Origin of the sequence: Chamaesiphon sp. OTE_8_metabat_110 (genome assembly GCF_031382685.1) — a bacterium.
Lineage (GTDB): Bacteria > Cyanobacteriota > Cyanobacteriia > Cyanobacteriales > Chamaesiphonaceae > Chamaesiphon.
This window is the reverse complement of the sequence record NZ_JANMZA010000058.1, coordinates 1-14559: the sequence shown is the minus strand read 5'-3', so window position 1 is coordinate 14559 and position 14559 is coordinate 1. Positions and strand designations below refer to the sequence as shown.

14 protein-coding genes are annotated in these 14559 nt (G+C 45.7%); 7 read left to right on the top strand and 7 right to left on the bottom strand.

Translation table 11 applies throughout. The features are described from left to right. Positions 1–449 (top strand): sigma-70 family RNA polymerase sigma factor (locus RMO52_RS02220; protein WP_310410507.1); only part of this gene is annotated, 449 nt, incomplete at its 5' end. Positions 450–469: 20 nt separating this feature from the next. Here RMO52_RS02220 and RMO52_RS02215 read toward each other — a convergent pair. The 4 genes from RMO52_RS02215 to RMO52_RS02200 all read right to left on the bottom strand — a co-directional run bounded on the left by RMO52_RS02215 (position 470) and on the right by RMO52_RS02200 (position 6917). Next, on the bottom strand, positions 470–1222 hold the full coding sequence (locus RMO52_RS02215) for a peptidylprolyl isomerase (protein ID WP_310410505.1): 753 nt from the start codon (positions 1220–1222) through the stop codon (positions 470–472). A 76-nt stretch (positions 1223–1298) separates the two neighbouring features. Beyond that, a complete protein-coding gene (locus RMO52_RS02210) occupies positions 1299–3428 on the bottom strand; it encodes a response regulator (protein WP_310410502.1) in 2130 nt (709 codons plus the stop codon). A 60-nt stretch (positions 3429–3488) separates the two neighbouring features. Next, entirely contained in the window at positions 3489–6281 is a 2793-nt protein-coding gene (locus RMO52_RS02205; RefSeq protein WP_309743907.1) for a peptidase domain-containing ABC transporter, read from the bottom strand. Positions 6282–6365: 84 nt separating this feature from the next. Beyond that, positions 6366–6917: a helix-turn-helix domain-containing protein gene (locus RMO52_RS02200; RefSeq protein ID WP_310410500.1), complete on the bottom strand. Its 552-nt coding sequence runs from the start codon at positions 6915–6917 to the stop codon at positions 6366–6368. Positions 6918–7254: 337 nt separating this feature from the next. On the opposite strand from RMO52_RS02200, the gene RMO52_RS02195 reads away from it, so the two are divergent. The 4 genes from RMO52_RS02195 to RMO52_RS02180 all read left to right on the top strand — a co-directional run bounded on the left by RMO52_RS02195 (position 7255) and on the right by RMO52_RS02180 (position 10653). Beyond that, positions 7255–8436 (top strand): phosphotransferase, encoded by a 1182-nt coding sequence (locus RMO52_RS02195; protein ID WP_310410498.1) that lies wholly within the window; start codon positions 7255–7257, stop codon positions 8434–8436. Positions 8437–8439: 3 nt separating this feature from the next. Beyond that, entirely contained in the window at positions 8440–9489 is a 1050-nt protein-coding gene (locus tag RMO52_RS02190; protein WP_310410496.1) for a T3SS effector HopA1 family protein, read from the top strand. 294 nt (positions 9490–9783) lie between these two features. Next, complete coding sequence (locus tag RMO52_RS02185; protein ID WP_310410494.1) at positions 9784–10026, top strand: hypothetical protein; 243 nt, start codon at positions 9784–9786, stop codon at positions 10024–10026. A 372-nt stretch (positions 10027–10398) separates the two neighbouring features. Next, positions 10399–10653 carry a hypothetical protein gene (locus tag RMO52_RS02180; RefSeq protein ID WP_309737889.1) on the top strand — a complete coding sequence of 85 codons (255 nt, stop codon included), beginning with the start codon at positions 10399–10401 and terminating at the stop codon, positions 10651–10653. Between the two features lie 152 nt (positions 10654–10805). Here RMO52_RS02180 and RMO52_RS02175 read toward each other — a convergent pair whose 3' ends face one another. Next, the gene (locus RMO52_RS02175) at positions 10806–12209 is read right to left on the bottom strand and encodes a HAMP domain-containing sensor histidine kinase (protein ID WP_310410492.1); all 1404 of its coding nucleotides are present in this window, start codon (positions 12207–12209) and stop codon (positions 10806–10808) included. A 73-nt stretch (positions 12210–12282) separates the two neighbouring features. Between RMO52_RS02175 and RMO52_RS02170 the strand changes: the two genes are divergently transcribed. Then, positions 12283–12624, top strand: coding sequence for an Hpt domain-containing protein (locus RMO52_RS02170; protein ID WP_309738288.1), 342 nt, complete (start codon positions 12283–12285; stop codon positions 12622–12624). Between the two features lie 7 nt (positions 12625–12631). After that, entirely contained in the window at positions 12632–13333 is a 702-nt protein-coding gene (sfsA, locus tag RMO52_RS02165; RefSeq protein WP_310410490.1) for a DNA/RNA nuclease SfsA, read from the top strand. A gap of 1 nt (position 13334) precedes the next feature. On the opposite strand, the gene RMO52_RS02160 is transcribed toward sfsA, so the two are convergent. Together RMO52_RS02160 and RMO52_RS02155 are read right to left on the bottom strand one after the other, a co-directional pair. Then, positions 13335–13505, bottom strand: a complete 171-nt coding sequence (locus RMO52_RS02160) for a hypothetical protein (RefSeq protein WP_309738291.1) — start codon at positions 13503–13505, stop codon at positions 13335–13337. Between the two features lie 57 nt (positions 13506–13562). Continuing rightward, positions 13563–14559, bottom strand: a 997-nt coding sequence (locus RMO52_RS02155; protein ID WP_310410487.1) for an MFS transporter, incomplete at its 5' end; no start/stop codon positions are given.

The following is a 14559-nucleotide window of genomic DNA, read 5'->3' as shown; positions in this document are numbered from 1 at the left end:
CTCAAGCTGATTATTTATTTGCGATCGCGTGGCGACAGATTTTTGAGGAACTCGCTCGTGTTAAGTTATCGGCAGATTCTTACGCGACTAATTGGCAAAACTGGCTGATTGACATTACTGGTAACACGATCGAGCGGATTGAGATTCCACCAGCAGATCGGATTCGCTATGATTTAGAGGCTGCGTCACCACCATTAAGGTGTTATCTCGAACGGGCACTCGATCGAATGCCCCCGCTCTCCCGGCTGATCGTGGTGATGAATCAAAGTCTCAAGAGGGACGAGCACAAGATCTGTGCGTATCTGCAAGGTGAGGGGCAACAAATTCCCGCAGCTAGCATTCCCCACTACTTGGCGGAGGGTTATCAACAATTAACAGCGGCTGTTCCTGAAGATATCTGCGATATCTATCTCTATCATCGCGAGCTAAATATCGCATCGGAGAGTTAATTGAGGCTCAAGCCTATGCCCTAGCGAAGTTGATGCTGAGGATGGGAATCCATTATTTCTGCTAACCACCGATCGAATAATTCGGTCAAGATTTGCTGATGGAGTTGCTCGTCCAATTTTGGTTCGACGATCTCTTCAACTTGAATAAGATGTACACCCACTGCGGTGACGATGGGCTTGAGTAATTGAGGAGGTGTTGCGGCAAAGACGGCAGCAGAGATTTCGGGGCGGAGTTGTTTGCGATCGACTCTACCAACATATCCACCGCGTCGTCGCAATTCGGTGAGGGGGATATATTGCTGCGCCACATCAGCAAAGTTGAGATCGCCTTCTTGGAGTGAGTAATAAATCTCCATTGCCAGCTCGTAGTCTTCGAGAATTACCTCATAGATTACAGCACCGCTGTAGTCTAGTAAGTTTTGGTAAAATAATTGCTCGACTCGATCGCCGAATAAGTGTTCGGCAAGTCGATCGGATAATAGATCTTGCGTAATCAAATCTTCAAAATCGTCCAGCGTTAACAACCTTTCAGCCAGCCATTTTTGGGTGGCTGCGGCACTTTCAAGTTGATTGACTACCCGAAAGCGATCGGCGGCGGTTTGAAGGTCTTCGATCGTCGGGCTAATGCCAGCTTTGGCAACTTGCTGTTCGATAATTTTTCTGCGAAAAATACCGCGCATTAATTCGGGCATCTTGCCTGAGAGTTTAGCTTCATAAATCAAATCTCGATCGCTAATTTTTGAATTTAAATCGGTAGTTGTCTTGGCGGTCATAAATTAAATGTTAGATCGATCTAAATGAATAACTCACGCGAATAAATATTTAAAGGTCAGAACTGCAACTGTAAAATTAGCGATCTCCACTACTGAGTTTTTTGAAAGGATCGAGGAGAAAGTCAATAATGCGGCGGTTGCGAATCACGATTTCGGCGGTTGCTGGTTGACCTGACTTAAATGGAATACACTTTTGCTCGTGTCGGATACAACTTTGTCCTAATTGTACTTCGATTTCATAGTTAGCTACGCGCGAGCCTTGGGGAGTTTGGCTGAGTTTGGAGTTAGGCGCGATCCAGCTCAATTTTCCTTTGACAACATCATAACTTTCAAAGGGGAATTCATCAAACTTGAGTTTGACCTCTTTTTGGATGGTGCTAGTCCGCAGGGATTCACTCTCAGTGGCAGGGATTTCGCCCTTGAAGACTAGTCCGCTAGTATCTGCGGCAATCTCGGCGAGGAGTTGCTTGGGTTGGACGACAGCGCCCTCTCGATCGATCGGTAATTCAAAAATTGTGCCGTCAGTATTGGCGTGGATTGTATATTTTTGCAATTGCTGGGTGAGGAAGTTGCCTTGGGCGCGATCGCGGGCGATTTCAGACTGAAGGGTGGCAATTTGACTCTGAATTTCTTTAGACTGTTGCTCGGTTTTTAATACAGCAATGTTGCCACCCTTAGTTAAGCTTTGATAGCCGCGTTGTTGTTCGGTAAATCGGAGTTTTGCTTGGGCAATATCGGACTGGGTTCGCGCGATCGTCCCCTGATAAATTTGTTGCTGTTCGGCAAGTCGGAGATTGGCTTGTTCGATGTCTGCCCGACTTTGTTGCAAGAGTTTTTGATAGTTTTCTCGTTGTTCGGTTGCGCGTAGTTTTGACTGGGTTAAACTTGCTAATGCTTGGGTGAAGAGTTGTTTTTTTTCTAGGGATAAACTTGCGACTTCTTTAGCTTTAACTTCTGAGATCGCCCCTGTTTGATAAAGTTTTTGATAGCGTTTTTCCTCATTTTGAGCATCTTTAAAGCGATTTTGGGCGAGGATATAGTTAGTTTGGGCATCGACAATCGCTTGCTCGGCTTGACGGACTTGGGTGAGTTTTTCCGCTTTCTGGAGATTAGAGCTGGATTGGCGATCGATTAGAGTTTGTTGAGCTTGACGCAACTGCGCTAATTTCTCGGCAATTTGAGTTTGAGCGTTAGATTCTAGATTGCTAATAACTTGTTGTGCTTGAGCGATTAAGGCTTGTTTTTCGAGCAGTTGGGCTTGATTTTGCTGTTGCTGGGCATTCGTTCCCAGTCCAACTTGACTTTTAATTGCTAGTAAGCGATCGTATTGTTGCTGAGAGCCATTGAGTTTGAGTTGATTTTGATAGATTTGTTCGCGCACACTTTTGGCATCGAGCGCCATAATAATTTGTCCGGCTTTGACGCGATCGCCTTTTTTGACATATACTTTGAGGACGGATACACTACCTTCAATATCGGCTTCTCGCTTGATGGTATTGCCTTTAGATTCCAATCTGCCTCTGGCGGTACCGATTTCATCCATCCGATACAAGCACGCCCACGGGATGATAATTCCTAAAAATAATAGGAGCGAATATAATAATCCTCGCGTCCACGGCAAAGGCATCATATCGATTAATTCTCTGGCAGAATTCGACCAATCATGGAGCTTACTGAGGGTAGTCTGACTGACATTGGTGAATTTAGATAGATTTCCATCTACATCGGTACTTGAATACTCTCCTATTTGACGATCGAATCGATTTAATCCAACCACATTATCTCGTTTGCTCTTGGCTGTGAGATCGCGATCTTGATGAGCAGCTCGAATTTTGTTAGCTATTTCTAGTTCAATATCAGCTTTAATTATATAGTCTTTCACACAAGGAGCTAGTTGAGTACTAACATCAGGAGTATTTTCGAGACTACTAACAATGATTACTTGAATGTGGGGATATTGTTGGGAAATAATTTTTGCTGTTTGAATGCCATCGAGTCCCGGCATATCGAGATCGATTAAGATCGTATCAGGATCTAAATTATCGAGCTGTTCGAGGGCACTATCACCATCTGCGGCGATACCTACTACCTGAATATCTGGACAGGATTGCAGCACTGATTTGATTTTTTCGCGAACGACGCGGCGATCGTCTACTAGCAGTACTTTAATAATTGGTGGTGATTCTTGGCTAGGGATCGTCAGCATGACTTATTATATTTGAGTTCGATCTATTCAATTTGTGTGCGTAGCTTAATTCAAGGCATACTATCCTTGAATAGTGACAATTTGTTGCTGATTTAGGTGATAGTATTTACCGCGCTTTTCCATCAGTTGCTGATGATTGCCACTTTCAATCAATATGCCCTTGTCAAGTACTAAAATTAGGTCGGCATTTTGAACTGTAGAGAGCCGATGAGCGATAATAATCGTACTGCGATCGCGGCGAATTTTTTCGAGATTGTGTTGAATGATTTGTTCGGATTCGGTATCTAAACTACTAGTTGCTTCATCAAATACGAGTAGTCGCGGATTATTTAATAATGCTCTCGCGATCGCGAGTCGCTGGCGTTGTCCGCCTGAGAGCATATTACCACCTTCACCGATTTCGGTGTCGTAGCCCATTGGCATCTTTTTAATGAATTCATCCGCGCCAGCTAGTTCCGCTGCTCGCTGAATTTCGGCGGAGCTAGCACCAGGTTTAGCGAGGGTGATATTAGTTTTGACGGTACCGCTAAATAGAAAGGTATCTTGATCGACAATCCCAACTTGAGATCGCAAGGAATGTAATGAAATAGTTGTCAGATCTTTGCCGTCGATCTCGATCGATCCAGCCGTAGGTTGATACAGCCCTAAAATTAATTTAGAGAGCGTTGTTTTACCAGAACCACTTCGACCGACTAGCGCGATCGTTTGTCCTGGTTGAATCTCAAAATTGATGTTCTCCAGGATATTATGTTCGGCATCCTTGTTATATCTGAACGTGACATTTTTAAATTTGACATAGCCTTTAAGCTTGTCGAGATTTTGCCGATGTGAATTGCGGTCTTCTTCAGGTTTAGCCTCAATTACGTCGCACAATCGCTCGATCGCAATCCCGACTTCTTGGATATTATTCCATAAACCCGCCAATCTCTGAAACGGACTAATCACATTTGCCGAGAGCATATTGAAGGCAAATAGTTGACCGATCGTGAATTCGCCAGAGATGACTAGCGATGCTCCCAGCCAAATTAAAACGGTGCTACTAATCGTATTAATTGCCGAACTTATCATTTGGATTTGAATGCCGACGATCTGACCGCGATAAGTTTGTTTAATTTCTTTATTTAGCCGTTCTTCCCAGTTCCAGCGGACGGATTTCTCGACGGACATCGACTTGATCGTCCGTACGCCGTTGAGCGCCTCGATCAGATAATTATTTTCAGCATTTGTCGCATTGAAAATCTCGCGTGACATCTTCTTCAACAGTGGCGTAGAAGCAAAAGTTAGGATCAAAAATGGTGGGATCGAGATCAGCGTTACTAGTGCTAACTTCCAACTGTAGATAAACATCAGCGTTGCATACACAAACACCGACATTAGATCGAGTAGTACACCCAAAGATTGCCCAGTAATAAAACTTTGAATCTTATGATTTTCTTGAATCCGCGAAATAATATCGCCCACGTGACGGGCATCAAAATAGCTCAAGGGCAAACTAAAAGTATGCCGAATAAAGCCAATTATTAGCGCCGCGTCGATCCGGTTGGCTGTCTGCGCCATCAGATATTGACGCAAGCCAGACATCGCGATCTGAAAAGCGCCAAAAATCAGTAATCCGACTCCAAAAGTAGCCAAACTACTACTAGATTTGTGAATGATAGCTCGATCGAGAATTAGTTGAGTGAAAAGGGGCGAGATCAGACCAAAAATCTGCAACACGATCGAAGCAACAAAGATCTCCGTAATTATGCGGCGGTGCGGTCTGACGAGTTGAAATAATTGCCAAAAATCGGTTGATTTCCCCTCGACTTTTTGGAGCGCGAGGGTTGGTTCGAGTAGTAAACAGAAACCCGTCCAATCTTGCAGAAATTCGCTCCGCGTCAATTTGCGCTGACCGATCGCCGGGTCGCAGATCGTAATATAGTCTGGGGTAATTTCAAATACCACCACATAATGATTGCCCTGCCAATGGAGGATGGCGGGGAGTTTTTGATTTGCCAATCGATCGAGACTAGCTTTGACGGGACGACTATTGAACCCCAAATTTTCGACCGCATTGGACAACCCTTTGAGCGATGCCCCATCCCGATTGACATACGCCAACTCCCGCAACCGATTGATATCGAACTCTTTACCCCAAAACCGCCCCACCATCACCACGCAGGCAGCACTGCAATCAGCGGCACTATGTTGGGCATAAAACGGGTAATTATGAGTGACTTTTTGCCACCATTGCCCCATCTTTTGACTGGGGGTGGGAAAATAGGCAGCTTTGAAACGATCGGTTGTAGCTGGCGGCGTGGGCTGCGGGTGAGACTCCGAGGCAATTGGTTCGGCAGGGCGGTGGCGATGAATGACTGGTGTCTGAAGTTGCAGTCCGCGTTGCGCTGCATGTAGCGCTGAAGGTTCGAGTTCGCCCTGAAGAATCGCTTCGAGATGCAGGGCGCGCTGGTGGAGATAGCGCTCGATTGTGGGGTACTGCTGCCACCAGGTTTCGACACAAGCTCGATCGAGATATCCTAAGAGTATTTCACTACCACCCACCACTAGCGCCGCCTTGGCAAGATAGGGACTCAGCTCTGTGGCTGGAAACAGCGTACTCGCCCCAAAGCTTTTACCGACAGTCAATGTCGCAATCCGATTACCTTGAAGGTCGAATAATCGGACTTTACCCGCCAGCACGATATAAATCCCCGGTCTTTCGTCGTTAGATTGCCAAAAATTCGTTCCAGGCACGATCGAAACGATCTGCATCTGCGCTTGGAGCTGTGCCAGCTCGCGGCTTGAGACTTCCGCTCCCAAAGCTTGACTGATGCTATCGATGGAAATTGATACCAGCGGCGGATTTTGAACCATGTGTTACCGAAAAATAATTAAATGAGACTGTGAAATTTTGATAAATTCGATCGTCGAACGAAGACTGCTGGAACCGCCAATCGGTTATTCTGAGTGCGTGTGACGATCGTATAAGTCAGCAATTACTAAATGATGCGATCTGACTTGCTGTTGTGGTTCGATCTCTACCCGCTCTGACTGATTGTCAACACCGATCTCGCCGATTAGCCGATTGATATGGCGGGCACTAACCCCGATGTTAAATTCTTGACACAAATGCTTGCTCAACCACTGACCCGTCCAGCGGGAGAAGGGATAGCCCAATTCTCTAGGGCTAGTCGCCACTAGCTGTTTGAGGCGGTTTAAGTAGTCAGACGTGACTGTTTTGGGACGACCGATGGGTTGTGCTTGCCAAGTGTGAGCTTGTCCGGACTTCGCCATCAAGATCCAATGTCTGGCAGTCAGCGGCGAACAGCTCAGCAGCCGACAGATTTGAGTCTGCGTTTTGCCTTCATCCGCCAACAACATAATCTCGATTCGCTGTCGATATTCGGTAGTTGTTTCGATCTTGAGTTGCTTTTCGAGTAATTGACGTTGAAACTTGGTCAAATATTTGGTATGCAATTCTGCTCGATCGAATAGATTGATTTGAGTCATAATACTTTTGATAAACTCTTAATCTCAGCACATTTTAGGCGATTTTTCAATCTGTAACACCCGCACTTTACTATTTCTTAATTTTCATCTTCGTGCCGAACTATTTTTATACACTCGATCTACAATTTCGATACGCACAAATTTTTATTTTAAAATGTCATCAGCAAAAACACTGAATCTTTAGAGCGTTTAGTATCCAAAAGATCGGATCGATGCCAAGCTATGTAGTAAAAACTATGACAATTTGCTTAAAAAGCTCTAGTTTATTTTAGGATGAACTAGAGCGAGTATTCGGTCGCATTTGCAATCTAGCAATCCAATTAATCTCATTTATGATATGAAAATTATTTTAGATCGAAACAATATCTATGAATACTTAACCAGTATTGACTTTACTAGTACGAGCGGTCAAATATCGGTTATTAATGCTAAAAACTTAAATATTCTCATCGAGGTTGCTGACGATCGATATTTATTAGTCAAGCAAGAAATTCATGACGATTGCAATGAGAGCGAAGGCGAATTCTGGGCGGCTTGGCGGATCGATCGCTTAGTAAAACAATTTCCCGAATTTGATGCTAAAATCTCTACTTTCTTACCAAGAATATTACATTTCGATCCTGAGAACTCAATTCTGATCGTTGAATATGTTCGCGACTATATAGATCTATATCAGTATTATCTTCAGGAACGTCAGTTTCCGATTGCCATTCCTAAAGCGATCGGTCATTTGCTTGCCACCATTCATGCACAAACATTCGATCGATTAGACTATCAGCATTTTCTAGATCCCGACTCCAATCGGCTAGAGTGGCAAGGGCAGACAGATCTACGCGAAAGTGGCGAACTAGATACCTCGTACACAGCCATCGATATTATCGAGCGCTTAGGAAGAATCACGCCGCAAGTTTTTGCCACCATGCCATTAGAATGCCTCCAATTTTTTAGACTTTACCAACGATTTCCCAGCTTGACACAAGCAATTGCCGATCTCGGGCGATCGATCGTTCCTAGTTGTTTGATTCATAACGATCTCAAACTAAATAACATTCTCCTCGACTTAGGTTGGCAGAGTCCTGAGTCTCAAATAATTAAATTAATCGATTGGGAACGGGCTAGTTGGGGCGATCCGGCGTTCGATCTCGGCTGTATTTTAGGTAGCTATCTAGAAATTTGGCTAGATGGATTGGCAATTAGCAATATCCTCAGCATTGATGAGTCACTACAACTAGCGGCTACTCCCCTAGAGCTACTTCAGCCATCGTTATTTTCCTTAGTGCGCTCGTATTTAGATACGTTCCCAGCCATTGTTATCATTCGTCCCGATTATCTCACCCGATCGATCCAATTTGCGGGATTAGCACTGATTCAACGGATTGAAATAACCATCGATGAGCAGCAACGCTTTGGAGATCGCGGGATCGTGATGCTCCAAGTCGCCAAGCAATTACTATGTACGCCACAAGCCGCCATGAAAACTCTCTTCGCGCACGACTTTACCCGATCGGTAGCTAAATAATCTATGTCAATATTCATGCAGAAATTGGTAGAAATCGTCGAGACGATCGCGATCGATCCAGATTTAACCATCGCTCATCCTCACTACCCTCCCACCACGATCGAGCCAGATCTGAGGGCGAGATTTACCCAGATACCACATCAGTTACAGCAAAAGTTTCTCACCGATCGCGTTCGCAACTATCTTTACGATTTGTATTTTACAGGGAGTAAACTCCCGATCGATCCAGTCGATCCCACGAGTCAAATATTACCAGCCCAATTAAGCGATCGTTTTACTAACGGTATCGATCTAAATTTTTATCGACGGCTTCAGCAGAGTAATACCAGTCGCGGCTACCTCGATCTAAATTGGCAGATCGTCGCCGTAGCTGAAGATCGCGAACTCATCGTCGCCAAAGATGGACTGCACGTACATGTCGATCTGCAACAGCACGTACCGCCAAATCTCCATCAAGCTAAGATTGGCGATACCATTCCGATTTATTTACCGCACAATCTGGTTGGGATCGATACCTATATCATGGTCGGTAATGCTGGCTCTCCTCAACATGACGAGCGCCAATTCGTGCGAGTTTACTTTAATATTACACCCGATGCTGCTGTAACGATCGCCGCGCAATTAACCGCCGCATTAAATAAATTAGGCATTCGCTTCGAGTTTGCCATTCTCCACCACCCACACCTCTTTTGTCGCTATGACGCGGCAACACTCTGGCTGACTGATGCCGATTACCTTGCCATCCAAACTACCCTAATAGCCATCTATCAAGCACATCAGACTGAATTTTCGCCGCAAGTACCGCTGTTTACCAAGCAATTAGCGCCGGGACTGGGACTCGCTCAGATGCCCCCGGCTACGAATTCGTTTGGACAGCATCGGTGCGAACTCGTCGCTGAGGGATTGGTGACGGCTTTCTTGCACGCGCAAACATCAACTACCGATAAGCTAGCTCGAATTGAAGCAGCTTGGCACAATGTACAACTCGACTGGCATCAGCCTTATCTCAATTCCTCCAGCCGCGATGATTATGCTACTTATGCCACTTCGTAACAAGGCTTTTGTTTGGCTAAAACTGACATCGTTAAGTCCCCAAATATTACAAGATCGTCATAGTTAGGTAGTAACTCGATCGATAGCCAGCCAGCCTTTGTGTCAAAATATGCGCTGATGTAGATATTGCCAGACCCTCAGAGCGTAGATTTTATACATAGTGTTATGTCTTTTCAATCTCGGCAGGTGGGTTGTGTGGGAAATCGCGATCGAGCATGATGATGTGTAACAAGAATCACAAAATGTCCGAAAGTACATTAACGATTCGATTTGTAACCCAAGAGGAATCCAAACATGGCTTTAATCAAAATCGCTGACTTAAACCTTGCTGGTAGCGACTTATTAGCAGGTGACGAAAGCTTTCTGACCGAACTACAAGCAACTGATAGCAGCCAAATCTTTGGCGGTGGCGGTCATGGCGGTGGCGGTAGCAAAAAAGGCAGCAAAAAAGGCAGCAAAAAAGGCAGTAAAAATAGCAAAGGCTATGGCTATCCTTGCCCACCTGTATATTGCCCTCCTGTCTATCCCTGCCATTAATTGTCGATCGACAATTAGCGCGAACTAAATACCTCAGAAGGGATACTCATTATTGAGTATCCCTTCTGAGTTTGTGGCTGGGTGGCAATAGGGTGCTGCAAGTCCATCGTTATGGCTGCGGATTTGAAAATCGCCCATTCAGTGATACCGATCTCGAACCAGTTACTACAAACCCGTAGCTTCGATCGTGTTCTTTTGGACATTTGTTGTTAAAAATACAGATTTTACATATACCTTTATGTCTTTTTGCTCGCCGTAGATAGGTTGTCGATCGAATGGCGATCGGAGATCATAGATTTGTGATGAGAATCACCGACAGATTTAATTTGTTGACAGTCAACTTTTTAACATATTTAGGAGAACTGTACGATTATGGCTTTGATTACCATTTCCGACTTAAATGCTGACCTCTCGGCATCCAACAGCTTCCTCACCGAACTGCAAGCAACTGACAGCAGCCAGGTTTTTGGCGGTAGCAACTACGGTCACGGTTACGACAAGAAGGATAAGAAAGATAAAAAAGGCAAAGGTCATGGTTATGGTGGCCATGGCAATGATGATAAAGGCAAAGGTCACGGTTATGGTTATGGCGGTCATGGTAACGACGATTGTTACTGCGATGACTAATTTCAACCGCTAGCCTACGGGAAAACTCTAGCTGTGTGATGTCAAAACCCCTCCCATTGGCTGATGGGATGGGTTTTGATGTTGGTAGCCGCGATCGATCGCCTGAAAAAATCATGAAGTGAGTATGCAGGAATCGAACACTTCCTCATGGGCTATTTTTGAGTTTGAGATTGCTTAAACGTGACAGTGACAGTCGTACCGACATCTACTTGACTCTCGATCGCGAGTTCGCCCTGATGACTAGCGACGATCGATTGGACGATCGCTAGTCCCAAACCCGAACCGCTGCTCACATCGGATGCTGTAGCTGTCCGTGCCAGATCGACACGATAAAACCTGTCAAATAAATAAGGCAGTGCCGTCTCAGGGATCCCAATCCCCCAATCGCGAACTTGGACTTGGAGGTAGGCTGTATTTTGGCGCAGTAGTTGTTGGAGTTCGATTTTTATCTGTGGTGGGGAAGCATTGAGATGACAATTATCGGTAGCTGGCAATGTGTACCCAATTGCATTAGTCAATAAATTGGTAAATAACCTCACCAATCTGTCCCAATCGCCATCGATACTAAAGGCTTCGAGTCGATCGTCTTCCTCACCTTGTCCGACAGTAATCGGCAGCGGATCGACAATTTCTAATACCAGCTCGATCCCTTTACTAGCAGCAGCCAATCTTTGTTCTTCGATCGTTTCCATCAGCAGGGCATCGAGGGGAACGGGACTGAGTTCTGGTGCCGCAATACTACTATCTTGACGCGCTAAAAATAACAAATCGTCAACCAGTCGCCCCAAGCGCCGCGTCAAACGTTCGATCGTCTGGAGTTGCTGGCGCTGCGCGGGTAACAGGGGTTCTTCACCCAGAGCCACTTGCACGTTAGTTTGAATCGTCGCAATCGGGTTGCGGAGTTCGTGAGAAGCGTCGGCGGTAAACTGTTTGAGCTGCTGATAAGATGCCTTAACTGGTTCGATCGCAATCCCGGATAAAAACCAGCCGATCGTCGCAACGCTGGCGATAATTAAGGAAGTGCCGATTGTCAGATCGACAATGAGCAATTCGGTTGGTTTGGTAACTTCAAACCACGGATGACTAACTCGCAAAAAACCTACCAACACGCCATTTTTATCGACTGGTGCGGTAATCTGCCGGAGGATGCGCTGGCTTTGCCGCTCCCCTGGAATATCGTTTTGCACCCGGACTGTTGCACCATCGAGATCGATCCATACGGGCAGGTTTAGTGGTTCTCTAAGCGTAGACCATAACAACTTGCCACTGAGATTAAATACTTCTAAATCGATCCGATCGTCGTCTAGCCTATTCGAGTTATCCTGAAAACTCGCCGCGACATTAATCTGAAACTGACTGGGGAAACCTGGTGCATCGATCCGATCGATCGCGATCGATCGCGTCACTACTTCCACGACATGATTGAGAGTATCATCGACCCGCTCGATCAGCGTACTCCGCACGTAGATATACATGCCACTGGCAAACACCAGCAACACGATCGCCGTCACAGTGGTGTACCAAATTGCCAAACGGCGACGGGTGGTTTGAAACATACGGTTAGGATCGGCGGTCTAGAGGATAAAATAGTAATCGGAGTTAGCCTACGTCTCTTACCTACATTCTCTAATGAACGATCTCATAGATATCGACTGGGAACAACTGCATCAAGTTTCGGAAGACGATCCCGAATTTGAATTAGAATTACTTACCATGTTGGCTGAAGACGTGAAGATTCACATTGAAGATCTCCGTCGTGCCGTAGTCGATGGTGATGCGATCGCGATCGGTCATGAAGCCCACTATATCAAGGGTGCCAGCGCCAATGTGGGGATTGTCAGTATTACCGCCTTAGCCAAACAAATCGAATATCTCGCCCGCGCACAGCAGCTAGGATCGATTAACCCACTCATCGCCCAGATGGCGATCGATCTCGGTCATTTAGAAACTTATTTGGCAACTAGAACCTGAGTCATAAGTGCTGTATACCTATCCTCAACTCTATCCCGGCATTTTAGTCAAAAGATACAAACGGTTTTTTGCAGATATCCAACTAGATACTGGCGAACTAATTACCGCACATTGTCCCAATACTGGCCCGATGACGGGAGTTTGTCAAATTGGGGCACCCGTAATGGTATCTTTTCATGACAACCCCAAACGGAAACTGGCCTACACCTGGGAAACGATCTCAATCGATGGTGTCTGGATCGGCATCAATACCGCACTACCCAACAAACTCATCAAAATCGCCCTCGAACGCTATCTATTCCCAGAATTAGGTACATATCAAACAATTCGATCGGAAGTGGTCTATGGGCACGACAACCGTAGCAGAATCGACTTTTTATTGACAGATGGAGAACGTTCTATCTACTTGGAGGTCAAGAATACCACTTGGTCGATCGACGATGTGGCAATCTTTCCTGATACTGAAACTACCAGGGGGCAAAAACACCTGCGAGAGCTAATCGCTGTGATGCCCGAACACCGCACGGTGATGCTCCATCTGATTAATCGCGGTGATAAAACCAAGTTTTCACCCGGCGACACCACCGATCCTGCCTACGGGCAACTCCTCCGCACCGCCGTCGCCAAAGGACTAGAAGTGCTGCCCTGTCGCTTCAACGTGACCCCTGAAGGGGTGGAATATCTGGGATTAGCAGAATTAGTCCTGTAGATTAAGCCAGTTTTAACAACATTAACAAGCTCTGAATCAAAATCGCACCTGTTACTGGTGCAGGGCCAGACATATCTGTGGGTAGAAAGATTCTCGCGCTCGAAGCCACTAAGGCAAATAGGAAGATCAGCAAGATGATAAATGGGCCGACATTTTGACGGATGAAAGTCATAGCTTTAGATATGCAGACAGATGATGGGTGTATTTATCGATTGTAACAAAAATTAATTTAGGCATCCTTGAAATCGGGTCGATCGTCACCCGCTTTGGCGATAAACAGCAACAGAAACATACTCGGAATGACCACCAACATCGTTACTAAGAAAAAGTTAGACCAACCCAAGGCTTTAACCAGATCTCCCGCTGGTGCGACCAACAGCTTGCTCAACGCCATCAAACTAGATAGTAGTGCAAACTGAGTTGCCGAAAATTGTTGGTTGCACATATTCATCAAGAACAGCCCAAAAGCCGAGGATTCCATCCCCCCAAAGAAATTCTCGACATTAATCGCCAAAATAAATAATTGAGTCGCAAAGGGTGGCTGGACGAAGTTTTGACACACCGATGCTAAATCGGTAACTCGCGGATCGGGATGAGACACCTGTGCCAGCATTACATACAGCACGATCCCCGCCGCCTGTAAGCCGCCAAAGATCCAGAGTCCCTGGAAGACACTCATCCGTGTCAACAACACCCCACCTAGCAAAGCGCCAATAATCGTCGCGATTATGCCCATAAAGCCGTTGATATCGCCGATTTGACCTTGGGTAAAACAAGCGGCTTTGAGAAAAGGAATCGACATCGAATTCATCATCGCATCGCTAACTTTATAGGTAACGATGAATAACAAGACTGAAGCGCCATAAACCAGCCCTCGGCGCTGAAAAAAATCTAGAAATGGGAGCGTGACAGCATCAGCAAAAGTCTCAGGCGGCTGGTCTGTGGATTCTGTACCAGGAGCGAACAATGTAAATACTAGCCCCAGCAACATAAATCCAGCCATCACCAGATAAACTGGCTGCCAAGCCCGGAAAACATTTTCAAAAAGTTTAGAGGCACCAGCAAAGGACACAATCAAGGCGACACGATAGCCTGTGGTAAAAATGCTTACCCCAATCGGGCGTTCGGCTCCAGTCAACACGTCAGTCCGATAAGCATCGGCGACGACATCCTGTGACGCGCTCAAAAAGGCAATTAGCACTGAAATAATGGCTAATAAATCGAGA